The 26077-nt window shown below is 38.7% G+C and carries 24 protein-coding genes, 1 pseudogene and 1 riboswitch; of the genes and pseudogenes, 10 read left to right on the top strand and 15 right to left on the bottom strand.

Annotation, left to right across the window (positions count from 1 at the left end):
• Positions 1-8 precede the first annotated feature (8 nt).
• The 6 genes from ACXYMZ_RS01780 to ACXYMZ_RS01755 form a co-directional block, all read right to left on the bottom strand.
• Positions 9-1142 carry an acyl-CoA dehydrogenase gene (locus tag ACXYMZ_RS01780; protein ID WP_458946634.1) on the bottom strand — a complete coding sequence of 378 codons (1134 nt, stop codon included), beginning with the start codon at positions 1140-1142 and terminating at the stop codon, positions 9-11.
• A 27-nt stretch (positions 1143-1169) separates the two neighbouring features.
• Entirely contained in the window at positions 1170-2021 is an 852-nt protein-coding gene (locus ACXYMZ_RS01775; protein ID WP_458946633.1) for a 3-hydroxybutyryl-CoA dehydrogenase, read from the bottom strand.
• Between the two features lie 32 nt (positions 2022-2053).
• Positions 2054-3235 (bottom strand): acetyl-CoA C-acetyltransferase, encoded by a 1182-nt coding sequence (locus ACXYMZ_RS01770; RefSeq protein WP_458946632.1) that lies wholly within the window; start codon positions 3233-3235, stop codon positions 2054-2056.
• 282 nt (positions 3236-3517) lie between these two features.
• The gene (locus ACXYMZ_RS01765; protein WP_458946631.1) at positions 3518-5623 is read right to left on the bottom strand and encodes a (Fe-S)-binding protein; all 2106 of its coding nucleotides are present in this window, start codon (positions 5621-5623) and stop codon (positions 3518-3520) included.
• 269 nt (positions 5624-5892) lie between these two features.
• Positions 5893-7563, bottom strand: coding sequence for an arginine--tRNA ligase (gene argS, locus ACXYMZ_RS01760; RefSeq protein ID WP_458946630.1), 1671 nt, complete (start codon positions 7561-7563; stop codon positions 5893-5895).
• Positions 7560-8000 carry a YwiB family protein gene (locus ACXYMZ_RS01755; protein ID WP_458946629.1) on the bottom strand — a complete coding sequence of 147 codons (441 nt, stop codon included), beginning with the start codon at positions 7998-8000 and terminating at the stop codon, positions 7560-7562. The genes argS and ACXYMZ_RS01755 overlap by 4 nt, the downstream gene beginning before the upstream one ends.
• A gap of 356 nt (positions 8001-8356) precedes the next feature.
• Between ACXYMZ_RS01755 and ACXYMZ_RS01750 the strand changes: the two genes are divergently transcribed.
• A complete protein-coding gene (locus ACXYMZ_RS01750) occupies positions 8357-10375 on the top strand; it encodes a transglycosylase domain-containing protein (protein ID WP_458946628.1) in 2019 nt (672 codons plus the stop codon).
• Positions 10376-10776: 401 nt separating this feature from the next.
• Here the strand turns inward: ACXYMZ_RS01750 and ACXYMZ_RS01745 are convergent, their stop codons facing one another.
• Both ACXYMZ_RS01745 and ACXYMZ_RS01740 read right to left on the bottom strand, forming a co-directional pair.
• Positions 10777-11292 (bottom strand): YwhD family protein, encoded by a 516-nt coding sequence (locus ACXYMZ_RS01745; RefSeq protein WP_458946627.1) that lies wholly within the window; start codon positions 11290-11292, stop codon positions 10777-10779.
• A gap of 17 nt (positions 11293-11309) precedes the next feature.
• Positions 11310-12611 carry an HD domain-containing protein gene (locus tag ACXYMZ_RS01740; protein WP_458946626.1) on the bottom strand — a complete coding sequence of 434 codons (1302 nt, stop codon included), beginning with the start codon at positions 12609-12611 and terminating at the stop codon, positions 11310-11312.
• 204 nt (positions 12612-12815) lie between these two features.
• Between ACXYMZ_RS01740 and ACXYMZ_RS01735 the strand changes: the two genes are divergently transcribed.
• Positions 12816-13661: a lipoate--protein ligase family protein gene (locus ACXYMZ_RS01735; protein WP_458946625.1), complete on the top strand. Its 846-nt coding sequence runs from the start codon at positions 12816-12818 to the stop codon at positions 13659-13661.
• Positions 13662-13870: 209 nt separating this feature from the next.
• Here ACXYMZ_RS01735 and pta read toward each other — a convergent pair whose 3' ends face one another.
• Complete coding sequence (gene pta, locus ACXYMZ_RS01730) at positions 13871-14848, bottom strand: phosphate acetyltransferase (RefSeq protein WP_458946624.1); 978 nt, start codon at positions 14846-14848, stop codon at positions 13871-13873.
• A gap of 218 nt (positions 14849-15066) precedes the next feature.
• Here pta and ACXYMZ_RS01725 point away from each other — a divergent pair, with 218 nt between their 5' ends.
• Positions 15067-15489, top strand: a complete 423-nt coding sequence (locus ACXYMZ_RS01725; RefSeq protein WP_458946623.1) for a cell wall hydrolase — start codon at positions 15067-15069, stop codon at positions 15487-15489.
• 35 nt (positions 15490-15524) lie between these two features.
• Positions 15525-15950, top strand: coding sequence for a spore coat protein GerQ (gene gerQ, locus ACXYMZ_RS01720; protein ID WP_458946622.1), 426 nt, complete (start codon positions 15525-15527; stop codon positions 15948-15950).
• 96 nt (positions 15951-16046) lie between these two features.
• On the opposite strand, the gene ACXYMZ_RS01715 is transcribed toward gerQ, so the two are convergent.
• On the bottom strand, positions 16047-16592 hold the full coding sequence (locus ACXYMZ_RS01715) for a nucleotidyltransferase family protein (RefSeq protein WP_458946621.1): 546 nt from the start codon (positions 16590-16592) through the stop codon (positions 16047-16049).
• A gap of 200 nt (positions 16593-16792) precedes the next feature.
• Between ACXYMZ_RS01715 and adh the strand changes: the two genes are divergently transcribed.
• From adh to ribH, 5 genes and pseudogenes are all read left to right on the top strand, one after another.
• The gene (adh, locus tag ACXYMZ_RS01710; protein WP_458946620.1) at positions 16793-18313 is read left to right on the top strand and encodes an aldehyde dehydrogenase; all 1521 of its coding nucleotides are present in this window, start codon (positions 16793-16795) and stop codon (positions 18311-18313) included.
• Positions 18314-18410: 97 nt separating this feature from the next.
• The gene (locus ACXYMZ_RS01705; protein WP_458946619.1) at positions 18411-18773 is read left to right on the top strand and encodes a DUF779 domain-containing protein; all 363 of its coding nucleotides are present in this window, start codon (positions 18411-18413) and stop codon (positions 18771-18773) included.
• A 73-nt stretch (positions 18774-18846) separates the two neighbouring features.
• A riboswitch (FMN riboswitch) is annotated at positions 18847-18997 on the top strand.
• Between the two features lie 370 nt (positions 18998-19367).
• Positions 19368-20018 carry a riboflavin synthase gene (gene ribE, locus ACXYMZ_RS01700; RefSeq protein ID WP_458946618.1) on the top strand — a complete coding sequence of 217 codons (651 nt, stop codon included), beginning with the start codon at positions 19368-19370 and terminating at the stop codon, positions 20016-20018.
• A gap of 29 nt (positions 20019-20047) precedes the next feature.
• Positions 20048-20641, top strand: a pseudogene (ribB, locus tag ACXYMZ_RS01695) (3,4-dihydroxy-2-butanone-4-phosphate synthase); the annotation flags it as partial.
• A 70-nt stretch (positions 20642-20711) separates the two neighbouring features.
• Positions 20712-21176 (top strand): 6,7-dimethyl-8-ribityllumazine synthase, encoded by a 465-nt coding sequence (gene ribH / locus ACXYMZ_RS01690; RefSeq protein WP_458946617.1) that lies wholly within the window; start codon positions 20712-20714, stop codon positions 21174-21176.
• A 186-nt stretch (positions 21177-21362) separates the two neighbouring features.
• Here ribH and ACXYMZ_RS01685 read toward each other — a convergent pair whose 3' ends face one another.
• From ACXYMZ_RS01685 to ACXYMZ_RS01665, 5 genes are all read right to left on the bottom strand, one after another.
• On the bottom strand, positions 21363-21731 hold the full coding sequence (locus ACXYMZ_RS01685) for a DUF423 domain-containing protein (protein ID WP_458946616.1): 369 nt from the start codon (positions 21729-21731) through the stop codon (positions 21363-21365).
• Between the two features lie 18 nt (positions 21732-21749).
• Positions 21750-22043 carry a YwdI family protein gene (locus ACXYMZ_RS01680; RefSeq protein ID WP_458946615.1) on the bottom strand — a complete coding sequence of 98 codons (294 nt, stop codon included), beginning with the start codon at positions 22041-22043 and terminating at the stop codon, positions 21750-21752.
• A gap of 146 nt (positions 22044-22189) precedes the next feature.
• Positions 22190-22330, bottom strand: a complete 141-nt coding sequence (locus ACXYMZ_RS01675) for a hypothetical protein (protein ID WP_458946614.1) — start codon at positions 22328-22330, stop codon at positions 22190-22192.
• A 121-nt stretch (positions 22331-22451) separates the two neighbouring features.
• Positions 22452-22763 (bottom strand): phasin family protein, encoded by a 312-nt coding sequence (locus ACXYMZ_RS01670; protein ID WP_458946613.1) that lies wholly within the window; start codon positions 22761-22763, stop codon positions 22452-22454.
• Between the two features lie 3 nt (positions 22764-22766).
• Complete coding sequence (locus ACXYMZ_RS01665; RefSeq protein ID WP_458946612.1) at positions 22767-24425, bottom strand: ABC1 kinase family protein; 1659 nt, start codon at positions 24423-24425, stop codon at positions 22767-22769.
• Between the two features lie 286 nt (positions 24426-24711).
• On the opposite strand from ACXYMZ_RS01665, the gene ACXYMZ_RS01660 reads away from it, so the two are divergent.
• The gene (locus tag ACXYMZ_RS01660) at positions 24712-26058 is read left to right on the top strand and encodes a YjiH family protein (RefSeq protein ID WP_458946611.1); all 1347 of its coding nucleotides are present in this window, start codon (positions 24712-24714) and stop codon (positions 26056-26058) included.
• Positions 26059-26077 lie beyond the last annotated feature (19 nt).

Raw genomic sequence — 26077 nt, 5'->3', positions numbered from 1 at the left:
TTCTCCCCTTATTTAAGTAGATTTTTGGCTATTACAATATGTTGAATTTCATTTGTTCCTTCATAGATCTGGGTTACTTTCGCGTCACGGAAAAATCTTTCCACAGGATAATCTTCAGTAAATCCATATCCTCCAAAGATTTGTACCGCTTCAATTGCCACTTTCATTGCTGTATTTGATGCATACATTTTCGCCATCGATGCTTCCTTCACACATGGTTGGTCACGCGCTACAAGGTCTGCTGCTTGATAGACTAGTAGTTTCGCTGCCTCAACTTGAGTTCCCATGTCTGCGAGTTTGAATGATACTCCTTGGTTATGCGCAATTGGCTTACCGAACTGCTCGCGCTCTTTTGCATAAGCTGTCGCAGACTCTAAAGCTGCCTCAGCAATTCCTAATGCCTGTGCTGCGATTCCGATTCGGCCGACGTTTAAGTTAGCTAAGGCAATTTTATATCCTTCGCCTTCTTTTCCTAACAGTTGAGATTTCGGAACTTTACATTGGTCAAAGCTCAATTCTTTCGTACCTGAACCATGCAGTCCCATTTTTCTTTCTGCTTTTCCGACGTTGAAGCCTGGTGTATCTTTTTCAATAATAAACGCACTAATTTCGGATAAATCTTCACCCGTTCTAGCAAAAGTAATATACGTATCAGCTGCCCCGCCATTTGTAATGAAAATCTTAGAACCGTTTAAAATATAATTTTCACCATCAAATTTAGCAGTTGTTTTGATATTTCCCGCGTCAGATCCCGCGCCAGGTTCTGTTAGCGCAAATGCCCCGAGATATTCTCCTGAAGCAAGTTTTGGCAGATATTTTTCCTTCTGTTCATAATTTCCAAAATATAAAATTGGGTTTGTCCCAACCGATGTGTGTACAGAAAGGATAACACCAACCGTTGCACTCACTTTCGAGATTTCATTGATTGCAATAATGTAAGAGATGTAATCCATCCCACTTCCACCGTACTCCTCGGAAATTGGTATTCCCATGAGTCCAAGTTCACCCATTTTATCAATGACTTCTATAGGAAAGCGGTCTTCTGCCTCCATACGCTCGATTTCAGGTACGATTTCTTCTTTCGCAAAGTCACGAACCATTTTACGCATCATTTCTTGTTCATCTGTAAAGGTTAAATTCATGCTGCATACCCCCTTGTTGTTGCCTTATTAGTTGTATTCATAGAAGCCACGGCCTGATTTCTTCCCGAGCCAGCCAGCTTTCACATATTTTCTTAGTAGCGGGCATGGTCGGTATTTACTATCGCCAAAGCCTTCATGTAAAACTTCCATGATGTAGAGGCAAGTATCGAGTCCGATAAAGTCAGCGAGTTGAAGTGGCCCCATTGGGTGATTCATTCCAAGCTTCATCACTGTATCGATATCTTCCGGAGATGCAACACCTTCATAAACAGCGTAAATTGCTTCGTTAATCATAGGCATTAAAATTCTGTTCGCTGCAAAACCTGGAAAGTCAGCAACTTCAACAGATGTTTTATTCAGTGCTTCCGTTGTTTTCGCAATTACTTCATATGTCTCATCACTCGTTTGAATGCCACGAATAACTTCCACAAGCTTCATGACTGGCACTGGATTCATGAAGTGCATCCCAATAACTTGTTCTGGACGGTTTGTCACAGCTGCAATTTCCGTTATTGGTAGGGACGATGTGTTTGTGGCTAAAATCGTATGTGCTGGTGTGATGCGATCTAATTCTTGAAATACTTTTGTTTTTACTTCCATGTTTTCTACAATCGCTTCAACCACTAGGTCACGATCTTTCGCGTCTTCTAGGTTTGTCGATGTCGTTAAGCAACTTAGCGTAGCATCTTTTTCTTCGCTCGTGATTCTTTCTTTATCTACTGCACGTGTTAAGAGTTTTTCAATATTTTGGATTGCTTTTTCTAGTGCTTCTGCGTTCATATCATTAAGGATTACGTCAAAACCTGCTTGTGCATGAACTTGAGCAATTCCTGCACCCATCTGACCTGCTCCAATAACCATTACTTTTTTTATATTCATAAGAAAAAAATCCTCCTTGTTCCTTAGGCTCTTTATTTCACTTCAATTAGGATTGCGTCGCCTTGACCGCCACCACTACAAATTGCCGCGATACCTAAGCCACCACCACGACGTTTTAATTCATGGATTAAAGTCAGAATGATACGAGCGCCACTTGCTCCGATTGGATGCCCTAATGCTACTGCTCCACCGTTCACGTTTACTTTTTCCATATCAATACCAGCAATTTCTCCACTTGCAAGTGATACAACAGCAAATGCTTCATTGATTTCGAATAGGTCAATGTCTTCTTTTTTGTAACCTGTTTTTTCTAAAAGTTTATTGATTACAAGTCCTGGAGTTTGCGGGAAGTTTTCTGCTTCGACGGCAACTTCAGCATGACCATGTATGGTAGCGAGTGGTGTTTTTCCTAATTCTTCTGCTTTGTCCTCACCCATAACAACGAAAGCACATGCCCCGTCATTAATTCCTGGTGCGTTTCCTGCAGTGATTGTTCCGTCTTTTCCAAATGCTGGACGAAGTTTTCCTAGTACTTCTGTCGTCGTATCTTTACGTGGTGCTTCATCTTGGTCAACGACGATGGGATCACCTTTACGTTGAGGAACTTCTACTGGAATAATTTCTTCGGCAAATTTACCTGATTCGATTGCTTCCGTTGCACGCTGATGACTGCGATATGCCCATTCGTCTTGTGCTTCACGGCTAACATTGAATTCCTCAGCAGTGTTGTTACCATAGCTTCCCATGTGAACGCCTTTGAATGTACAAGTTAGACCATCATGAACCATTAAATCGACAACTTTTTTATCACCCATGCGATTGCCCCAACGAGCATCTGGCAAGATATATGGCGCATTGCTCATGCTTTCCATTCCACCTGCGACAATAACATCTTCATCGCCTAAACGAATCAACTGATCTGCAAGTGTGACACTGCGCATTCCTGATGCACAAACTTTGTTGATTGTTTCTGTTTTTACTTCCCATGGGAGTCCTGCTTTATGAGCTGCTTGGCGCGAAGGAATTTGTCCTTGGCCACCTTGTAAGACGGTACCCATGATAACTTCGTCGATCTTGTTGTTTTCGATCCCTGCGCGTTTTACTGCTTCTTCGATTGCAATTCCACCTAGGTCAGATGCTGTGAAATTCTTTAAAGCGCTTCCAAATTTTCCGAATGGGGTTCTTGCTCCTGAGACAATTACTGATTTTCTCACTTTTTAAATCCTCCTTTATGGTTTTGGTGCCTTGCTTTTGTTAGATTGCTAGATTTTTGCGTTGTTGGGTTGCTGTCAATTGTGAACTTCGGGATTTTGTGTGGCGACTTCGGGATAAGTTGTGTCCACTTCGGGTTTTTCTGTGACAACTTCAGCATAAATTGTGTCCACTTCAGCATTTCGCCACATCCACACCCGAAAACCCTTCACGATTGAACGCTCGTTCAGTCTCTATTCTTGAAGCGAGGGTATATTTTCATATACCCTCTCATCTTTATAAAATTATGCTGTTTTCGCTTCGTCTTCTACAAATACAGATAGTGCTAGGATTTCAGCAACGTCCATTGTGCTGATATCTTCATCTACTTCTTTTGCTTTTGTTCCATCACTTAACATTGTTAAGCAATACGGACAACCAGTTGAGATGATTTCTGGTTTTACTTCTAGTGCTTGTTCTGTACGAGCAACGTTGATACGGTTTCCTGTAGTTTCTTCTGTCCACATGAGTCCGCCACCTGCTCCACAACACATACCATTTTCTTTCGTACGAACCATTTCTACAAGCTCAAGTCCTGGAATAGATTTCAGGATTTCCCTCGGTGGATCATAAACTCCGTTGTAACGGCCTAAGTAACATGAGTCATGATACGTTAAGCGTTGGTTTATAGGAGCATTTGGCATAAGTTTGCTGTCCATGATCAAGTCAAATAACAATTGTGTATGGTGATAAACTTCTGCTTTAAAGCCAAAGTCTGGATATTCGTTCTTGAAAATATTATATGCATGCGGGTCTATTGTTACAATCTTCTTCACATCATACTTTTCAAATTGCTTGATATTCTTTTCAGCGATTTCTTGGAAAAGAAATTCGTTTCCGATACGGCGAGCAGTGTCACCAGAGTTTGCTTCTACGTTTCCTAAAATTGCAAAGCTTACGCCAGCTTGATTCATTAGTTTTGCAAAAGCAAGTGCAATCTTTTGGCTACGCGCATCATAAGCACCCATTGAGCTAACCCAGAATAGGTATTCAAATTCTTTATCTTCTTTTTTCAATTCTTTTACTGTTGGTACGTAAACAGTCTCATCTTCGTCACGCCATTTCACGCGATCTTTCTTAGAAAGACCCCATGGGTTTCCTTGACGTTCGATGTTCTGAACTGCACGTTGGATATCAGAATCCATTTTACCTTCTGTCATTACAAGGTAACGACGAAGGTCAATAATTGTTCCAACATGTTCGTTATTTACAGGACAAGCATCTTCACAGTTACGGCAAGTTGTACAACCTGAAAGTTCTTCTGCTGTAATAACGTCACCTACTAAGTTCATGCTTTGAACCGTTGCTGCAGCTTCCCCGCCAGCGCTTGCTAGATTACCAGTAGCGTCAGAGAAAGCATAGCTTGGTACCCATGCAGATTTACCAGTTACAGCTGCACCTTTTTCCGTTAGGTGATCACGAACTTTAATCATGATATCCATCGGAGAAAGCATTTTTCCTGTTCCTGATGCTGGACATACATCCGTACAGCGACCACATTCTACACAAGCATAGAAGTCAATCATTTGGTTTTGGTTAAAGTCTTCTACTTTCCCAACACCGAAAGTAATCTCTTCTGCTGATTCATCATCTTCATCGATATCGAAATCTATTTTTTCTAATTTACCTGGAACTTTTTTACTTAAAAATACGTTAATTGGTGCTGCAATCAAGTGTGCGTGCTTCGATTGTGGAATGTACACTAGGAATGCAAATAGTGTAATTGTGTGAATCCACCAAGCAACAAAGAAAGTAACCATTGCAGCAGTTGTTGGCAACCAACTAAATGCCATTGCGATTAAGCTTGCTACTGGAGCCGTCCAAGTTAATGGTTCGTCATACCAGATCATCATCATTCCGTTACCTACTAACACGGAAAGCATTAATGTACCAATGAAAATAAGTACAATTCCTGCTTTAAATCCACGTTTTAATCGAACTAATTTTTCCATGTAACGACGGTAGAATGCCCATACTACCGCTACTAGAATCATTAAAGTAACGAGTTCTTGGAAAAATACAAATCCTGGATAAAACGGCCCTAGTGGAAGGTGATTACCAGGGGATAATCCCTTGATAAACATATCAATCGCGCCAAATTGAACCAATAAGAATCCATAGAACATCATGACGTGAATAATACCTGATTTTTTATCCTTCAAAAGCTTGGATTGTCCAAAGACAATTGTCCAAACACGCTTAAGACGTAACTTTATTTCGCCATCAAACTCCACTTTCTTCCCGAGTTTGATATAGGAAACTCTCGTCGAAACAACCTTAGCAAATAAATAGAGTGCATAAGCAGTAACAAGTAGAAATGCAACCCAGTTGATAATTAAAAATGTATCCATTTATATGCTCCCCCTCTTTTTTAGTTAATTCAAAATGATAGCGATTTCATTCTACACCAAAAAAATATGTATCGTGTTTCTTTCTAGAATATTAATTAAATACTAGTTTACAAGTGAATGACCATTCAGTCAACAGTTTTCGAGAAAAAGATATAGATATTTAGATTATTGGATAGATTAGTTCTTTTAATAACAAATTAGGTTTTATAAAAAACACCCTGAAATTCAATCTTCAAGAGAATTCCAGGGTATTCGGATATTTTTAATAGCTACATTTTTTCTGGTGCTGTAACACCGATTAGGTTTAGTGCGTTTGCAATTGTAATGCGAACGGCTTTCATTAGAGCGATTCTTGCACTTGTTCTTTCTTTGTCTTCTGAATCAAGAACTTTTTCTGCATTATAGAAGCTATGCAATAGTGCTGCAAGTTCAAATACATAGTTGGTGATACGCTGTGGAGCGTGCTTCTCTGCTGCATCAGCTATCATTTGCGGGAACTCCCCTAGTTTTTTCAAAAGATCTTGTTCTTTTTCAGAAGTCAGTAACGCGTCATCATATTCTGCTTCAACGTCAAAACCTTTACTTCCTGCTTGTTCAAGCATCGTGCTAATTCTAGCATGTGCGTATTGAACATAATAAACAGGGTTTTCATTTGATTGTGAACGTGCTAGATCCATATCGAAATCAAGTTGTGTATCGTTTGAACGTGCCACAAAGAAATATCTTGTTGCATCGATTCCAACTTCTTCCATGAGGTCTCGCAGGCTAACAGCTTTTCCAGTACGCTTACTCATACGTACCTTCTCGCCGCCTTCAAAGAGATTTACCATCTGAATAATTTTTACATCGAGCTTGCCTTCTGGGTAACCCATTGCTTGAATCGCTGCTTGCATTCTTGCAATATATCCGTGGTGGTCAGAGCCCCACACATTAATTAATTTATCAAAGCCACGTTCTAATTTATTATTATGATAAGCAATATCTGGTGTTAAATACGTGTAGCTACCGTCTTGCTTAATGATGACTCGATCTTTGTCGTCACCGAATGCAGTCGATTTGAACCAAGTTGCACCATCTTTTTCATAGACATAATCTCCTGTGCGCAGTTTATCAATCGCATCAGGAATTTGATTCCCTTCATAAAGCGTGCGCTCAGAGAACCAGTTATCAAAAACAACATGGAAATCCTTCAAATCTCTTTCAATATTTTTCAGAGTTGCTTGTAAGCCATACTCTTTCATATAATCCATGCGTTCTTCATGTGTTTGGTGTAGCCACTTGTCGCCATCAGCTGCAACGATTTCTTTAGCCATGTCGATAATAATCTGACCGTGGTAGCCATCCTCAGGCATCTCTACATCCTGCCCAAGCGCTTGAAGGTAGCGTGCTTCAACAGATAGACCTAGATTATCTATTTGGCTCCCAGCATCATTTATATAATATTCACGTTCTACGTCATAGCCGGCTTTTGCAAAAATATTACAAAGCACATCACCATATGCCGCTCCTCGTGCATGTCCAAGGTGAAGGTCTCCTGTTGGGTTCACAGATACAAACTCAACTTGAACTCTTTCGCCATTTCCTGCATTCGTTTTCCCATAATCCTCGCCTTGCTTCAGAATGGTTGGGATTATTTCACGTAAAAAGTCATCCTTCATGAAAAAGTTAATAAAACCTGGGCCAGCGATTTCAACCTTTTCAATTGATGCTGCATCTTTATCCAACTCTGCTGCGATATCTGCTGCAATTTGTCGTGGTGCTTTTTTAGCGATTCTTGCTAATTGCATAGCTATATTTGTTGCAAAATCACCATGAGATTTATCTTTCGGCTTTTCTAAAATGATCTCTGGAAGCTCAGCTTCTGACGCAAGTTCCGCTGCCATGATCGCTCTACCAACTTCCTGTTTTAATTTATCTTCTGTTTGTTCTAGTACGTTCACTTAGAGTCCTCCTCTACAAATTCAAGCTCCAATGTATGCTTTCTTTCATCTTCTCCATTTAATTTTACTGTGTAATTCATTTCAAGCCTGCCTGCATCTGCTTTTGTCGGCGGGGAGTAGTGAATCTCATCCGTAAAAGTTTCCATAAGAATATTTCCATGTGGGTGTCTGTAAACATTTTCTGTCAACTGGTTCAAACGAAAGTTCTGTTGCATCGTTACAACACCAGTCCGCTTAATCGACACTTTTTCTTGCTGCATCGTGATAAAAGTGTTCGCTTCACCATATCCATCAATCTCTTCTGAATACGTGAGGGCAGCCAAATTATTTCTTTGTTGAAAAATTCCTACTGCTTTCACTTCATTTTTTTCTGTCTCGCCAGCATCTACAATTTTCATTTTTAAACGAATCGATACCTGACTTTTCGGCTGTACCATTTTTATCGCCTCTAACTTTTATTAATGTCCTTATTATAGCGATAATACAGCTACATTATCAATGATTATCTGAAGTTTTCCATTATCACTGTTTAATTCCGTTCAGTTTTTCCCATACTGAAGACAAAGGTGTAAGCGCTCGTTCAGCGACGTACAAACTGGAGCGCTTTGAAATGAGATAAAGGAAACACGGTGAGGTACGAACCGATGTTGACTTATCGATTGGAAAAGTGTGAAGTTTGATAGTCGTTGAGCGCTGGAGCCGGACGTGGCTATACCACTTTAATTAGCTACGAAAAAAAGATTTTATAATTGCTTAAAAAAGGAAAAAGGACAAAACAGGGAGATGGGTTGAAGTGAAATATAGAAAATATCGATATGCTCGGAAATTCACTTCCCTCATGTTTAAACTTGTAGGTTTTGGTGTTTTTGGGCTGCTATGCCTTTTGGTAATTGTATTTTTCATGGGTCCACCACCAATAGCAATGGAAGAAAGCACGACTGTTTACAGCGCGAATAACGTTGTCATCGGGGTAGACGATCAAGATATTAATCGACAAAAAATATCCATCGACGAATTGCCTCGTACATTAAAAGCTGGAACAATCCTAATTGAGGATCAACATTTTTATAAGCATTATGGTTTTGATTTTAAAAGAATCGTAGGGGCAATGTGGAAAAATATTCGCACTGGCTCTTTAAAAGAGGGAGCAAGCACGATTACGCAACAGCTTGCTAGAAATCTTTATTTGACGCATGAAAAGACATGGGAACGTAAATTAAAAGAAGCTTTTTACACCATTCGTCTCGAAATGCATTATTCAAAAGATGAAATTTTGGAGGGTTATTTAAATTCCATTTACTATGGCCATGGTGCTTATGGCATTAAAGCTGCAAGTGAACATTTTTTTAATAAAACAGAGAGCGAATTAACAGATGCTGAGATTGCGATGTTGATTGGGATTCCCAAAGGTCCTACCTACTATTCTCCTTTGAATAATGAAGAAAATGCTAATGCGCGCAAGGATATGATTCTATTGAAAATGTGGTATGAAAAGATATTAAGCGATGCTGACTATCATACCGCTCGTCAACAAAAATTAATATATGCTCCCTTAGAAACCAGTACTCAACCAACATTTGCTCCACACTTTCACGATATTGTGCTTGAGGAAGCGGCAAGCATCCTTGAAATTACAAAAGAAGAAATTCGCTCAAGTGGCTATCAAATTTTCACGACATTAGATGAAAACCTTCAAGAAACGCTGGAGCAGGCATTGCAGGAAAAAATACCTGGAGATAGTGAGCTTGAAGCTGCGGCTATGTCTGTCAATCCAATGACCGGGGCTGTTCTTTCGATGGCAGGCGGGAGAGATTATAAGCAAAGCGAGTTCAACCGTGCAGTGATGGCCGAGCGAATGCCAGGCTCGACCTTTAAGCCTTTTCTCTACTACGCTGCGTTGGAAAGAGGTTATACTCCGCTGACGAAGCAAATGAGTAAGCCTACAACTTTCAAACTTTCGGACGGAAAAAGTTATCAGCCAAGCAATTTTAATCACTACTATGCAAACAAACCAATAACGCTAGCTCAAGCAATCGCACTTTCCGATAATGTTTATGCCGTAAGAACAAACCTTTTTCTCGGCGCAGAAACACTAGCAAGGACGGCAAATAAATTTGGTTTCAAGAATGACTTCCCAGCAGTTCCTTCGCTCGCATTAGGAACTGCTGTTGTTTCGCTTGAGGAAGTTGTTTCCGCCTACGCTATGCTTGCCAACGGTGGGAAAACATTGGAAACATATACGATTGATAAAATTATTGATAGAAATGGAAAAACTATTTTCGAGCATTCCCCAGGTAAACAAAAACAAGCCCTCGATCCGCGGACAACTTTTATACTTAGCCATTTATTAACGGGGACATTTAATCCAAAGCTTAATGGATATATGCCTGTTACTGGTACGAGTATTTCTCATAAACTATCAAGGGAATATGCGGGAAAATCAGGAACAACTCCAAATGATAATTGGATGGTTGGCTATAGCCCGAGTGTTGTAACAGGGGTGTGGACGGGATATGACGATCACCGAATAATTGAAAACGTTGCAGATGCTGCTTATGCAAAAGAGATTTGGGCTGAGGTAATGGAAGCTGCGCATGCCGGGCTCCCTCAAGATAGTTTTCCGACGCCACGCGGAGTAATTGGCCTACCAATCGACATTGAATCCGGACTGCGAGCAGCGCCTGGGTGTGGGGAAAGTATCATTATGTATTTTCTACCAGGGACGGAACCAACGGATTATTGTCAGCAGCAACAAGAGGAGCCTAGTAATCAAGGTCTTTTTGAGAAGTGGTTTCAGTTGTTTTTTAATTAGTATGTAGAGGTTGGTGTTAGGAAGGTTTGGGGAGCGAATTGAGTTGGTAAGTGCGTGGATTTGGAGAGTGAGTGCGCGAATTGAGATGGTAGGTGCGTGGATTGGGAGGGGCAGTGCGCGATTTGAGATGGTAGGTGCGTGGATTGGGAGGGGCAGTGCGCGAATTGAGATGGTAGGTGCGTGGTTTTGGAGGAGCAGTGCGCGGTTTAGCATGGAATGGAGCGAATTTATTATAGGCAAAAAAATAACCAACGATCAGTGAATACCCAGTTCACTCGATGTTGGTTACTTTTCTGTCCTAGCAATTCATGGATAACCCATGTATGTTCATTCTACAAAGTTCTATGTTAAAGTACAACTTTTTATGCTTTTTTTAGGAATTCGTCACAGAAAGTTCAAGATTAGGAATTAAGTGCTGTTTTTAATTCCTCAGAAGAATTCTCCCAAAAATCGTTATTAAACTCAATTAAATATTCGCGTAGCAAGCGTTTTGAAGTATCGTCCATATGGTCTACAATAATTGTTCCTTTTAATGATTTTTCCATATGTTTTACATGCTCGCCCATTGATTTATATGCACGTCTAATTTCACGGTCCACACGAATTTCACTTCCCGCGACACCTGCATAATATATTCCATTTTCATTACGATCTAAATTTACCCAAACAATCCAATATAATTTGCCGTTTGGAACTTCATCTTTGTTAGGTAGCCACTTTACTCGGCGTTCCACTTCACTTCTTGCGTGCATTGCCCCCATATCAAGGTAGGCTTTATTTTCAGTCGGATCAATAATTACCGACGACATATTTTCTAGACTTATTGCACCTGCTCCGTATCCACCATGACCATCTGTTGAGTCATCTTTTATAATCGTAAACATATTTTTCTTTTTCTTTTCTTGTTCATTACTCATGTAGAAAACCCCTTTCTTTATTTCCTTCCCACATACAAGATATCTAGTATTTTCTCTTTTAATGTGGTGTCTTCCATTTCTTCAATCTTCTCTAATGGAAAATATAATTTATGGTCTGTCCGTATTTTACCTGAAATCGATTCAACAATATCGGAATGGCGTGATAGTTCTTTCAGGCTGCCATCTGGAATTTGTAAGTGGATTGGCATGCGCTCTTCCACCTCACCAGGCCGATAAAAATCATATGGCAAGTCAGATGATGAATCAACAATTAAATAATAGTTTGGATCTATATTAGCTTCTATAAATAATTCCTTCAACTCTTCTTTCTTACTCTCGATGGAATCATTATACTCTACATATTTAAATAAATGGCGATTCATGAACCGTTCACATAAATCTCTAAGAATCTCATCTGTTTCTTCCTGCCAAAGTAGGAAATAATACTGAACAATATTTTCATCTAGCTTTAGGTAGTCTTCTAGCTTCACATTTTTTTCAAAGAAAGAAAGAAAATGGATGGGTTCTAGTTTGAATGTATAGTTTGGATTTTCATGTAAGTACTTTGCCCTGTGGAAAATTTTCGAAAGAATCACTTCACCACTACGGGTAACTGGATGGAAATAGACCTGCCAATACATTTGATAACGGCTCATAATGTAATCTTCTACCGCATGCATGCCAGTTGCTTTGATCACTACCTGATCTTTCATCGGGCGCATCACGCGGAGTATTCTTTCCATATCGAAATGTCCGTAACTAACACCTGTATAATAGGCATCCCTTTGGAGGTAATCCATCCGATCAGCATCAATTTGACTAGAAATCAGACTTACGACGAGCTGATTTTCATACGTTTTAGCAATGACATCTGCTACTTTTTGTGAAAAGCCTGGACTCACTTTTTCTAGAATTTCATTTATTTTTGTATTTCCTTTAATGATGGCTTGTGTGAAATATTCATGATCTAGCTCGAAAACTTTTTCAAAGGAATGTGAAAATGGCCCATGTCCCAAATCATGTAGCAATGCTGCACATAAGCTTAATAGACGATCATCTTCATTCCAATGAGGGCGTCCCTCGAAGTTATTTATGATCCGTCTAACAATTTCATAAACTCCTAGAGAATGGTTAAAACGACTATGTTCTGCGCCATGGAAGGTTAAATTTGTTGTACCGAGTTGCTTGATTCTGCGCAAACGCTGAAATTCAGGTGCTGCGATTAAGTCCCAGATCACACGGTCTCGCACATGTACATAACGATGAACCGGGTCTTTAAATACTTTTTCTTCTGACAATTGCTCATCTTTGTATGCCATTTTAATCTCCCCATCCGTTTCAATTTGCTAAGGCTAATCATTTTCATAATTCCTATTTTAGTCTACCTCAATCTACATACAGTTAAATTGAGTCGATTTAAACTGTATGTAGATTGAGATTAGGTTTTGGTAATTATGAAATTGACTCGGTTTACATTCATTATATAATAGATATTAGAATGAACAAACAATAAGGAGACGAACATGAAAAATTGGGATGAGGTAATCCGTTATAATACGTTTCGATATATCAATCATACAGAGCTAGATACCTTTGAGGGCGAGCCTTATACTGCGATGACTTCTTTCGCGATTGACGATGCGCTTGCAACCGCAGTAAGTAATGGTAATTCGCCTCCAACCATACGCTTATGGTCGCATCCTCAAACGATTGTACTCGGGATTCCTGATGCGAGGCTTCCTTATATTGATGAGGGTACGCGTTATTTAAAAGAAATGGGCTACAATGTTATTGTACGAAATTCAGGTGGACTTGCTGTCGCGTTAGATGAGCATGTTTTGAATCTGTCTTTAATCATTCCTGAAGTAAAACAGGTGTCGATTCATGATGCGTATGATGCAATGGTCCGCTTTATTGAATATATGTTCCGTGATCTGACCTCATCCATCAAGGCTTTCGAAATCGTAGGCTCTTATTGTCCAGGAGATTATGATTTAAGTATTGGCGGGCGAAAGTTTGCAGGAATCTCACAACGTCGAATCAAAGAAGCTGCTGCAATTCAAATATATCTAGATGTGGACGGAGAAAGTTTTAAACGGGCTGAGCATATTCAAAGATTTTACCAAATTGCCAAGCAAGGAGAAACGACAAAGTTCGAATATCCCGATGTCGAACCAAGTGTTATGGGATCTTTAGCTGATTTGCTTGGAGTGCCACTGACGGTTGATGATGTGATGCATAGGGTGTATGAAACATTGAATGATTTTAGTGATGAAATAGTTGTCGTGGATTTTTCTGCGGAAGAAAAAGCAACATTTGAAAAGCGCTATCTGCAGATGGTGAAGCGTAATGAAGTTGTGAGTGAGTAGTTGGGTGTGGGATGGAGCGAATTCGGGGTGCGGTCGAGCGAGTTGATCGGTACATGGAGCGAATCAGGTGCCGCGTCGAGCGAGTTGACCGTAGCATGGAGCGATTTGGATGTCGAGTGGAGCGATTTCACACGCACCCACCATACACTATATTTCAAAAATAAAAACTGGCTGGTCCTTTATCCTTCAAAGGCCAGCCAGTTTTATATTTAGTTTTCCATCGCTTGTACTGCTGTGATAATTGCTAGATTATACACATCCTCAGTTGAACAACCCCGAGACAAATCGTTCACAGGTTTATTTAAGCCTTGTAAAATGGGTCCGACTGCTTCAAAGTTGCCGAGGCGCTGGGTGATTTTATAAGCGATATTTCCAGCTTCAAGACTTGGGAAAATAAATACATTCGCATCTCCTTGAATGACCGCATCAGGTGCTTTTTTCTTGGCAACACTTGGAACAAATGCTGCGTCGAATTGAAACTCCCCGTCTATAATAAGACTAGGTTCCTTCTCTCTCGCCATTTCTAGAGCTTTTACAACCTTTTCCGTTTCCGGTGAAACTGCCGATCCCTTTGTTGAAAAACTGAGCATTGCTACTCGAGGATCAATATCAAAAAGCTTTCCTGTTGTCGCACTTTCTATAGCTATTTCAGCTAGATCTTCGGCGTCTGGTGCTATATTGATTGCGCAATCTGCAAAAACATACTTTTCCTCGTCACGCACCATGATGAAAACTCCTGATGTTTTATTGATTCCAGGTTTTGTTTTTATTAATTGTAGCGCAGGGCGCACGGTATCTGATGTTGAATGTACTGCTCCACTTACAAGCCCATCCGCTTTATTTAAATAGGTGAGCATTGTTCCGAAATAATTTCCATTTTGTAAAATCTCACGAGCTTCTTCTTCTGTTGCTTTCCCATTACGGCGTTCAACAAAAGCTGCAACTACCTCGTCAAAATCTTCATATGTTGCCTGGTCAATAATCATACATCGGGAAATATCAATTCGTAATTCTGCTGCTTGTTCTTTCACTTTTTGATCATTACTAATTAAAATTGGCTGTAAAATCCCTTCTTCGCTTAGCCTGCTTGCCGCTCTTAGTATCCGTTCATCTAATGCTTCTGGGAAAATAATTCTTTTATTTGCTGAGGATATTTTCTTAGCTAGTTCTTGAAAAAGAGTACTCAACTTAAAAACCTCCTACTTTTATACGTTCTGTATTCCTTCATTTTACCGAATAGATGATTAGATTGAAAGTAATCTAGTTAAATGTTGTATTCATTCGGATGGACTATTTAGCTTGAATATCTTAAGTCCGAAATGTTTTATCTTTTTCCAGTCATTTTTTTCTTACGCTTGCATACTAATAATTAGTGGGTGATTGCCTTAGGAAGTGAGGGTTTTCGATGTCTGTTGTGGCACATACGGAAAAGGATGTAGATTTATTAGCAAGGTTAATTCGAGCTGAAGCCGAGGGTGAAGGCGATCTTGGGATGCTTATGGCTGGGAATACAGGTGTGAATCGCGTGATTGCTGACTGTCTTGATTTCATTGACATACGTACAATTGAAGCCATGGTTTTTCAGAGTCCTGGTGGTTTTGAAGCAACACAAAAGGGTTACTTTTATCAACGTGCACGCGAACACGAGAAGAACTTAGCTCGACGTCTTCTTAAAGGGGAGCGTCAACATCCTGCAACGAACACATTATGGTTTTTTATGCCTGCAGGTCCTTGTCCTGAACAATGGTATGGACAATGGAATGTAGGTAGATATAAATCCCATTGCTTTTTTGCCCCGACTGCAAGTGATTGTCCGAGTGTGTATTAATTGTTTTTGTGAAGTAGAAGGAGGAGATTCTTTCGATGAATGAAGAAAAAGAAACACCGCAACAACCTGAATATAATTATGGTTTTCAAGCTCCACAGTTTCCACCGAACCCCTATGCCGCTCAGCCGATGCCAATGTTCCAACAAAGACAGATGGCACCACAAGGCACTGGGACTGGTCAAGGGATGCTTCCGATGCAGCAATCTTATATTGAAAATATCCTAAGATTAAACCGTGGAAAGCAAGCAACTGTTCATTTAACTTTTGAAGGTAATAATCAACGAACGTTTACAGGGATTATCGAAGCAGCAGGTAGAGACCATATTATTTTGAGTGAAGAGGGTACTGGAAGAAGAGTGCTTTTATTGATGGTTTATTTGGATTATGTCACTTTTAATGAAGAAATAAATTATGAATATCCATATAGCGATGCACAGTTTGCGAATTATCCACCGAGATAAAAAATACGCATTAATTAAGGTACGATATATAAGATAACATTTAAAAGGAGCTTGATTATTCGAGCTTCTTTTAAATTTATTGTACTACACCAATTTTTAATTATACAATTTTTCCACCCTCTTCCTTACCTCAATTGGCAAGGGCTGTTTCAGTGCATCCTCTATAATTCTTGGATGCTCTACACCATTCCTCATCAAATATTCTTCAATTAAAATCGCCTTTTCTTGTTTGTTTGGAATTAACCAATACAAGATGTACCAATCTTCAAGTGAACATAATGGTATCTCTATTCCATTCACTAATTTGCTAGCTACTATAGATTCCTGTTTATGTGCTAATTTATAAATGCCTACATCATGTTGTATAGCAAGCCCACCCATGACATCTATCTCCACTTTGTTCATCTCGTATTCAGAAAAATATGTTGTACAAAATGGACGTATACTTGTTGCTTCGCACGCACTCCCAATAGATAACATTATTTTATTTAAACGGGCAGCATCTGCTTCATCTACTAATATATCTATATCATTCGGTTTATCTATTAGTTTATAAAAATTTAAGAGTAGTGAACCTCCAACTCCCCAAGTTATCTTGTGTTCATTTAATTCTTCCGCGATAAAAGCCAATGTTTTTAGCAAATGAATTCTCCTCTAGTGTATTGATAGTTTAGCAAGACTATCTAGCTTTTGCTGCTTACCGTGTTTAAATTCTATCCTAGCCTAAGCAGAAATTAAAGTCCTTACTAGTAATTTCTTGTTGCTTCATCACATAAGGTTTAATAAGGACAAACTTTATGCTCTAACACCACGTAAAATATATTCAAGGGAGAGAATTTAAAATGAAGTACAAGAATCCAAACACAGAAGGTGCAGTGATTACATTTAAGGAGCGCTATGATAATTTTATTGGGGGCGAATATGTTCCACCAGTTAACGGGATGTATTTTCAAAATGTTAGCCCTGTTACTGGAGAAGTCTTCTGTGAAATTTCACGATCGACAAAGGAAGATATCCAGTTAGCTGTTGATGCGGCAACGGAAGCGAAAGAAACATGGGGGAAAACCTCTGTTGCAGAGCGTTCAAATATCTTGAATAAAATTGCAGATCGAATCGAGGACAATTTAGAAATGCTTGCAGTCGCTGAGAGCTGGGATAACGGGAAAGCGGTCAGAGAAACATTAGCTGCTGATTTGCCTTTAGCTGTCGATCATTTCCGTTATTTTGCAGGTGCTATCCGCGCACAAGAAGGCGGTATTAGCCAACTTGATAATGATACAATCGCTTATCATTTTCATGAACCTTTAGGAGTTGTTGGACAAATTATTCCGTGGAACTTCCCTCTCTTAATGGCAACATGGAAACTCGCACCAGCACTTGCGACAGGAAATTGTGTCGTACTAAAGCCAGCAGAACAAACGCCAGCATCTATTCATGTTCTACTCGAGTTAATTCATGACTTACTACCACCTGGTGCATTAAATGTAGTAAATGGATTCGGTCTTGAAGCAGGAAAACCTCTCGCGACGAATCCTGGAATAGACAAAGTTGCGTTCACTGGAGAAACGACGACTGGTCGCTTGATTATGCAGTATGCTTCTGAAAATATCATTCCAGTAACATTAGAATTAGGTGGAAAATCACCGAATATCTTTTTTGAAGATGTCATGGAAAAAGATGATGGATTCCTTGATAAAGCAATAGAAGGTTTTGCGATGTTCGCTTTAAACCAAGGGGAAGTTTGTACATGCCCTTCTCGCGCTTTAATCCATGAGTCGATATACGATGAGTTCATGGAACGGGCGATTGCACGTGTGAAGGAAATTAAAATTGGTCACCCACTCGATACATCAACAATGATGGGTGCCCAAGCATCAACAGAGCAGATGGAGAAAATTACCTCCTATCTTGATATTGGAAGGCAAGAAGGTGCGGAAGTTCTGCTTGGCGGGAAAGTTAACAAGCTCGGGGAAGAGTTAGCGAATGGCTATTATGTGGAGCCTACAATCTTTAAAGGCCATAATAAAATGCGTATCTTCCAGGAAGAAATTTTTGGCCCAGTGCTGTCCGTAACAACTTTTAAAGATAAAGCAGAAGCATTAGAAATTGCGAATGATACACTTTACGGTTTAGGTGCAGGCGTTTGGACTAGAAATATCAACACAGCCTACCGTTTTGGTCGCGATATTCAAGCTGGTAGAGTGTGGACAAATACGTATCATCAATATCCAGCACACGCTGCATTTGGCGGCTATAAGAAATCTGGTATTGGACGAGAAAATCATCAAATGATGCTCTCCCATTACCAGCAAACAAAGAACTTGCTTGTTAGTTATAGTGAAGGACCAGCAGGATTGTTTTAAATTTTAGCGTTGGGAAAGTGAGTAATTGTTTTGGAAGCTAATCCGCCTGAAAGATTAGCTTCCTTTTGCATCTATTATATTTTAGGAGGGATTTTAGATGGTTGATCGTGTAGTAGCGACAGATTCTGCTTTAGAACTCATTGAAAAACTCCATAACATTCATGGTCCACTCATGTTTCACCAATCTGGTGGTTGCTGTGACGGTAGCTCGCCAATGTGTTATCCAAGAGATGAATTTCGTACGGGTGATTCCGATGTATTGTTAGGTAAAATTGGAGATACACCCTTCTACATGTCAAAAGATCAATACGAGTACTGGAGGCATACACAACTTATTATTGATGTGGTAGATGGTATAGGTGGCATGTTTTCATTAGAAGGTCCCGAAGGCAAACGCTTTTTGACAAGGTCTCGGGTATTTACGGAGGAAGAACGAAAGGAATTATCTCTTCCTAATTGAAAAATGGTCCACTCTAATCCTTTTCATTGCTTCAGCTAAATGTGTATGCTAACTTTAGAGAAGTATAGTTATTCAATAACTTCGGGGCAAGGTGAAAATCCTTACCGGCGGTGATCAAGCATAACGCTTGTCAGTCCGTGACCCGTTAATCTATCTAATAGATAACGGTGGAGCTAGTGAAACTCTGGCACCGACAGTTAAAGTCTGGATGGGAGAAGTTATTTAGATATACTATGCCATACGCTAAAATCAACCTCTCTATAATTACTGAAAGGAGAGAATCTGAAAACATTTCTAATAATAGCAATAGAGGTATATTTATTTTGCGTATTTTTATTTCATGACGGTTTACGAAGACATCTTTCCAAAAGATGCTTTTTCCACTTTCTTTTCGTAACCGCTCTTCAAACCAATCCTTTCCTTACCACCCATACGCCCCTTGGTGGAAAGTATCCAACAACAATATTTTTTAAATGTTTAACGTAATAAAAATGATTCCTTATAAAATATCTGGACAACCCTTAGAATGTAATTTTTACATTCTTATTAAAGATGTTCATATAAAGAGAATCATATCATTGGAGGTAGATAAAATTGTTTACTGGAATTGTAGAGGAAATTGGACGTATTCAATCCATCCAACGCAACCCCAACTCTTTACAATTTACAATTACCTGTAAAAAGATTTTGGCAGACGTCAGTATTGGCGATAGCATTTCTGTAGACGGTGTTTGCTTAACAGTGAGAGATTATACAGATTCAAACTTTTCAGCAGACGTTATGCCTGAAACAGTAAAATCGACAACACTTCATAAACTGGAAGTAGGTAGTTCTATCAACTTGGAACGCGCCATGGCAGCAAACAGTAGATTTGGTGGTCATTTTGTTAGTGGCCATGTCGATGGAACTGGAGAAATAATTTCTATTAAACGACGTGAGAATGCGATTTATATGGAAATAGAAATCGACCCCAATTTGCTAAGCTATTTCATAGAAAAAGGCTCCGTTACGGTTGATGGAACCTCTCTAACCGTATTTGGTGTGACCGAAAGTGGATTTGTTATTTCACTGATCCCTGTTACACAGTCCGATTCAATAATTGGCCATAAACAGATTGGTGATTTCGTCAATATCGAGTGTGATATGTTGGCTAAATATATCGAAAATCTTCTTAGTAGAAAGACAGAAAAAGCGACAAGTAACATTACAATGTCAACACTTGTCGAGAATGGATTTTTGAATTAAACATACGTTTCGTTAAGAGGTGAAATAACTTGTTTTCAACAGTAGAGCAAGCAATTGAGGAATTAAAATTAGGAAAAGCAATTATTGTTATAGACGATGAAGATCGAGAAAATGAGGGTGACTTTCTTGCTTTAGGTCAGTTTGCAACTCCAGAAATGATTAATTTTATGGCAAGCGAAGGAAAAGGTCTAATTTGTACACCAATAGAAGAACAGTTGGCAGAACAATTGAATCTACCCTTAATGGCTCGTGATAATAGTGATCCATATCGAACAGCATTTACAGTTTCAATCGATCATGTATCAACAAATACAGGTATTTCGGCATTTGAACGTTCGGCAACCATTTTAAGCATGCTGAATTCAACAGCGAGCCCTAAAGATTTTAATAGACCTGGCCATATTTTCCCTTTAATTGCAAAAAAGAACGGTGTATTGGAGCGACAAGGTCATACGGAAGCAGCTGTAGATTTGGCCAAGCTTGCTGGATCAGAGCCAGTCGGAGTCATCTGTGAAATTATGAATGTTGATGGAACAATGGCAAGAGTTCCAGATTTGCAGAAAATAGCAAAGCGCTTTGACTTAGTTATTTTAATGATTAAAGATCTAGTAGAATATCGCAGAGCTGTAGAAAATACAGCTAAAAACTAGTTTGACGTAATAAAAATTATCAGAGTCTGCAGGAGGAAACAGAATGAGTACAATATATGAAGGTCATTTAGTTGGACAAGATTTAAAAATTGGAATTGTAGTTGGTAGGTTTAATGATTTTATTACAAGTAAGCTATTGAGTGGCGCAGAAGATGCATTGCGTCGCCATGGTGTACAAGAAGCGGAAGTTGAAGTCGCCTGGGTACCAGGTGCATTCGAAATCCCTCTTGTAGCAAAGAAAATGGCTAGTTCTAAAAAGTATGATGCTGTCATTACCCTTGGTACGGTGATTCGTGGCTCTACTCCACACTTCGATTTTGTTTGTAATGAAGTGGCTAAGGGTGTTTCTGCAATTAATCTGCAGGAAGGTATTCCAGTTATTTTCGGTGTCATCACAACAGACACAATTGAACAAGCAATTGAACGTGCTGGCACAAAAGCTGGGAATAAAGGTTGGGATGCTGCCACATCAGCAATTGAGATGGCGAATTTACTGAAACAGTTTTAAATTAATTTTGAAGGGGCTTTTCAATGCCAGTGATGGCTTTGAAAAGCCTTTTTCCGTCAGAGCCCTTCCTTCTACTTTCTTGCTTCTCAATTTAACGGTTGACCTATCGAAGTACCTATATGGCACATTTGTCTCTAGAAATAAAAAAAGCAAGCTCATTAGCCTGCTTTTTTTGTATTTCAATTTTTATAAATGCTTCATAATTGCTGTACCCAACAGAACCCAACCAACTAGAAATGCTACTCCACCAATTGGTGTGATCATCGCAAATGTTTTGATTGCGGTTGTTGAGTAAATATATAAACTTCCAGAGAAAAGAATGATTCCAATTAGAAATGCCCAACCAGCACCAGTAAGACTTGCAGCTTGAAACTTCATCATGAGGAATCCTGTAAGTAATATTGCTACCGAATGGAACATCTGGTAGTCGACAGCTTTTTCCCAAGTTCCTAATTGCTTTTCTGTAACTTTCCCTTCTAAACCATGTGCACCAAACGCACCCAATGCAACAGCTAAGAATCCATTAACAATCCCAATAAGTAAAAATAATTTCATTTTGTTTATCTCCTATCTTTAAAAATCAAAAATTGAATCGCCATTTGCATCATCAAAATCTACGGTTGAGCGCTCTTCTTTTTTCGATGGATCCTGCTTTTGCTCACCTAACATCGCTTTGATTTCTTGTTCTGTAATTTCAGATGCTGACGATTTTGTCGTTGCCTCGTTTGATGTATCATCTTCTAGAAATAGCTCACATAATAATTTTACATGACTGATATGTGTTAAGAGCTCTTCTCTAGCATTCGTCTTTTCTTTTGCGAGATTCAATTCCTTGATCATTTTGTTGATAATCGTAATATCCTTCACTATATCTCGTCTCCCTTGTTTGAAGTCTTTCGTGGAGAAGCAAGTCCTATTATAGCATGATTGGATGCTTATATGCTTCTTTTGCGCCACAAGAAAAAAGCCTTAGTAGCATACGACTAAGACTGAAATATATGTTATTAAAACTCTTATGTTGTTTGTTCTTGTTTTAATTTTGATTCCTCACAATGTCTTTCAAATACCCAGTAAAGGAATTTAATTTCTTTCTCTTCCAATACCCTTCCCAGTTCTTGACTTGTTTTCTGACACAGTAATTCAAAACTCTCCATCACCATTGCCCCCTAAAATAAATCCGAACTGTTTTGTATATTATAATGCATTAGGAGTTCTTTAACAAGAACAAAAGTCGAGCAGAGAGATTTTATAGGTCAATTCTGCTCGACAATCGTTTTAAAGCTCATTATCTTTATTATTTAATTTAATTTCTAGCTCCATAATTTGTGCTTGTAAGGAAGCAATGTCTTCTTTTGTTGCTAGACCAAGATCTTCTGCTGTTTTACGTGTTTGTTCCATTTGTTTTGCAGACCACTCTTCTTGTTTGAGTTCGCCTTTTTCGATAAAGTTATTCATTACTTCTTTCGCTTGTTCTTGAGAAATTTCATTCTTGTCGACAAGCTCATTCAGTTTTTTCTCTAACTTTTCTTTCCCGCTAATTGCAGCACCAAGACCTAATAGAAAACCTTTTCTAAGAATATCACTCATTCTCTACACCCCCTTTATTTTCTGATTTCTTATCATTCTACGATGAAAAATTAAAATTATATTTAGCAATGTTATAAAAATAATTAACATTGTTAAGCCAACATAGGTGAAAAAGGATCCACTGATACTATATCCGTATAAGGTAATTATCAATCCTCCTATAACCATCATAAAGGATATGACCTCAAGTAGTAAATAATATTGATGCCTCATTTTTATATAAAATTTCTCTTGATCCCAAACTCGGTCCCGTTCCCCGCTTTCAAGGTAATTGAGCAGAGCTCTTGGATAGGAGAGAATCGGCTCTGTAGCATTTTTTACATATTGTTTTGCGACGGATTCCACAATACTTTTCGTCCCAAACCAGACTTTAATTTTTTGTTTGCCCCAGGCTACAATATCAACTTCTGGGTTAATCGCATATAGAATTCCGACGACAATCGAGACGGCTCGCATTAAATAGGTATAGTCAGCAGGCATTTGAATTGGCTGCTCCTGAATTATTTCCCCTACCTCATCAAAAATCTGATTAACCGTTTGAGCGTTCATTTCTTTTATTGAACCATCAGAATACATATCTACTGTATCCTTCAACACTTCCTTGATTTTCTTGCGATCGGCATTCGGTAAAAGAAAGTTCATTTTATCTAATGCATCAATCACAATTTCATAATTCTCAATAATAAAGCCTTGTACTAATAACTTAAAATACTCTGTATCTTGTTTTTTAATTTCACCAATCATCCCAAAGTCGAGAATAGCAACACTTCCATCATGCCGAATAAGAATATTACCTGCATGTGGGTCAGCGTGAAATTTACCTGGATTTAAGAACTGGTCCATATAAAAATCAAATATCGTCTTCGAAACGAGTTCACGATCAATTTGATGTTTCTGATAAAAAGCTATCTCTGTAATCTTTTCCCCTTCTATCCATTCCATAACAAGCACACGTTCTGTACTTAGCTCTTCATAAAATTTTGGGATATGAATATTTTCGAAGTCTGCGTATCTTTCAGTGAAATATTTTCCGAATTCGAGTTCTTGTCGATAATCTAATTCGCGTATCATCACAGTAACTAATTCTCTATGAAGTGCTTTTAAGTCTGCTTTTTTACCAAACGATGTAAATACTTTAATAAGCCAAAATACCATGCGTAAAGCAACGAAGTCTTTATGAAATACCTCTTCAATTCGGTGCCTTCTAACTTTTATTGCTACTTTACTTCCATCATGTAAAATCCCAAAGAACACTTCCCCGATTGATGCCGATGCAATCGATGACTTTCTAATAAGTTTTACCTTATCTTCAATATTCTCTGTTCGCCAATCTTTTTTTAACGTTTCTTCTGCATATTCATATGGCATTGGTGGAACATGGTCAACAAGATGTGTTAATTCATTTATAAATATGTCTGGTAGAAAGTCTTTTCTTGTACTCAGAAATTGGCCAACTTTAATTAACAGGCCTCCAAGTTTTTCTGCTTTCTTGCGATATTCAATTGCTAAGTTCTGAAGTAATTTATTCCACTTTTTATTTGTAGGCTCGTCCCACACAGTGTTCGTATATAAGAAAAAATAAATTTTTGCAATAAACTTTATGGCTAGTGAAACGATTACTACCCACCGATACAGAAAATTGTATTTGAATCCCTTCGTCAAAGTTACCACCTCTACTTCTACTACATTCCCTCATTCCACCTTATCTTAATCCTATTTATTGCACAAATTTAGAAGTGAGAAAATACCAATAATTTAAAAGCTATTGCATATTACTGTATTGCTTTGTATAATTATGCAGTGCTATTATAGAGGTACTTTATAAAGGGTTAGATTCTTTAAAAAATGGGGAATTACATTAGTTATAGTTCCTGCAGAGTGAGCATATTATTTAGGAACGCTCCCTTGAAGGACATGCTAGAAAAAACATTATAACGGAGGTTAAGAAATGAAAGCGAAGTACAGATTGAAGGACTATTTATTATTTATAATTCCTTCGCTTATTGGTATTTTATTATTTATTACACCAATTAATGTTGGGGACGGAACAACGATTCCCATTGCTTTACTTGCAGGTTGGGTCGAAAGCTTACTTGCAGATCAACTATCATTTATTATGATGATGATTATTGTACTCACGGCTGTGTTTACAGTGATTGGATGGCTTACGAAAGGTTGGGCATACGAGAAAACACCATTTTTTAAGCAATTATTTACTACTTCTTTGTTTTGGACTATTACTCGTGTCGTTGCAGCAGTGTTTGCCATAATGGTATTTTTCAACCTAGGACATGAGGCGATTTACGGTGAGGATACAGGTGGAGTTCTTCTAGACGGATTATTACATACATTATTCGCTGTATTCCTATTCGCTGGTTTGTTCCTACCACTATTAACGAATTTCGGTTTGTTAGAGTTCTTTGGATCACTAATGACAAAGATTATGCGCCCGCTATTTAAACTTCCGGGTCGTTCATCTATTGATGCACTCGCTTCATGGGTTGGAGATGGTACGATTGGTGTTTTACTAACAAGCAAACAATATGAAGAAGGCTTCTATTCAAAACGTGAAGCTGCTGTTATCGGGACAACGTTTTCTGTCGTTTCGATTACCTTCTCATTAGTTGTTCTTGCTGAAGTAGATCTTGCATATATGTTTGTTCCATTTTATTTAACAATTGTTGCTGCTGGATTTGTCGCAGCACTCATCATGCCAAGGATTCCACCTTTATCAAGGAAGCCTGATAGCTATATTACTGACAGTACAGAAGAGCTTGACGAGTCAATCCCTAATGAACATAATGTTGTTAGTTATGGGGTTCAAAATGCTGTCGAACGTGCAAAAAAACAAACAAGCTTTTATAAATTTATTAAAGAAGGCCTACAAAACATTTTAGATATGTGGATGGGTGTTGCACCAGTTGTAATGGCTTTTGGTCTTATCGCTTTAATTATTGCTGAATTTACACCATTCTTTAGCTGGATTGGCGCACCATTAATTCCAGTTCTAGAATTGATGCAAATCCCTTATGCAAAAGAAGCATCAGAAACATTACTTATCGGTTTTGCAGATATGTTCCTTCCAGCAATTATCGGTGCAAGTATTGAAGCTGAGATTACTAGATTTATTATTGCAGCAGTATCTGTTACACAGCTTATTTATTTATCAGAGGTCGGAGGACTACTGCTCGGTTCAAAAATTCCAGTAAACTTCTTTGATCTAGTTGTTATTTTCTTACTACGTACAGCAATCACATTACCTATTATCACGTTGATTGCGCATATGATATTCTAAATTTAGAAAAATCGCCTGA

Source organism: Oceanobacillus sp. CAU 1775, assembly GCF_054482815.1.
This window is presented reverse-complemented; position numbering and strand designations above follow the sequence as displayed.

Coding starts and splice junctions, on each gene's coding strand:
- ACXYMZ_RS01780 (WP_458946634.1), bottom strand. CDS start 1,142: ATGAATTTAACCTTTACAGATGAACAAGAAATGATGCGTAAAATGGTT.
- ACXYMZ_RS01775 (WP_458946633.1), bottom strand. CDS start 2,021: ATGAATATAAAAAAAGTAATGGTTATTGGAGCAGGTCAGATGGGTGCA.
- ACXYMZ_RS01765 (WP_458946631.1), bottom strand. CDS start 5,623: ATGGATACATTTTTAATTATCAACTGGGTTGCATTTCTACTTGTTACT.
- ACXYMZ_RS01755 (WP_458946629.1), bottom strand. CDS start 8,000: ATGGTACAGCCGAAAAGTCAGGTATCGATTCGTTTAAAAATGAAAATT.
- ACXYMZ_RS01745 (WP_458946627.1), bottom strand. CDS start 11,292: ATGAGTAATGAACAAGAAAAGAAAAAGAAAAATATGTTTACGATTATA.
- ACXYMZ_RS01740 (WP_458946626.1), bottom strand. CDS start 12,611: ATGGCATACAAAGATGAGCAATTGTCAGAAGAAAAAGTATTTAAAGAC.
- ACXYMZ_RS01735 (WP_458946625.1), top strand. CDS start 12,816: ATGAAAAATTGGGATGAGGTAATCCGTTATAATACGTTTCGATATATC.
- ACXYMZ_RS01725 (WP_458946623.1), top strand. CDS start 15,067: ATGTCTGTTGTGGCACATACGGAAAAGGATGTAGATTTATTAGCAAGG.
- gerQ (WP_458946622.1), top strand. CDS start 15,525: ATGAATGAAGAAAAAGAAACACCGCAACAACCTGAATATAATTATGGT.
- adh (WP_458946620.1), top strand. CDS start 16,793: ATGAAGTACAAGAATCCAAACACAGAAGGTGCAGTGATTACATTTAAG.
- ACXYMZ_RS01705 (WP_458946619.1), top strand. CDS start 18,411: ATGGTTGATCGTGTAGTAGCGACAGATTCTGCTTTAGAACTCATTGAA.
- ribH (WP_458946617.1), top strand. CDS start 20,712: ATGAGTACAATATATGAAGGTCATTTAGTTGGACAAGATTTAAAAATT.
- ACXYMZ_RS01685 (WP_458946616.1), bottom strand. CDS start 21,731: ATGAAATTATTTTTACTTATTGGGATTGTTAATGGATTCTTAGCTGTT.
- ACXYMZ_RS01675 (WP_458946614.1), bottom strand. CDS start 22,330: ATGGAGAGTTTTGAATTACTGTGTCAGAAAACAAGTCAAGAACTGGGA.
- ACXYMZ_RS01670 (WP_458946613.1), bottom strand. CDS start 22,763: ATGAGTGATATTCTTAGAAAAGGTTTTCTATTAGGTCTTGGTGCTGCA.
- ACXYMZ_RS01660 (WP_458946611.1), top strand. CDS start 24,712: ATGAAAGCGAAGTACAGATTGAAGGACTATTTATTATTTATAATTCCT.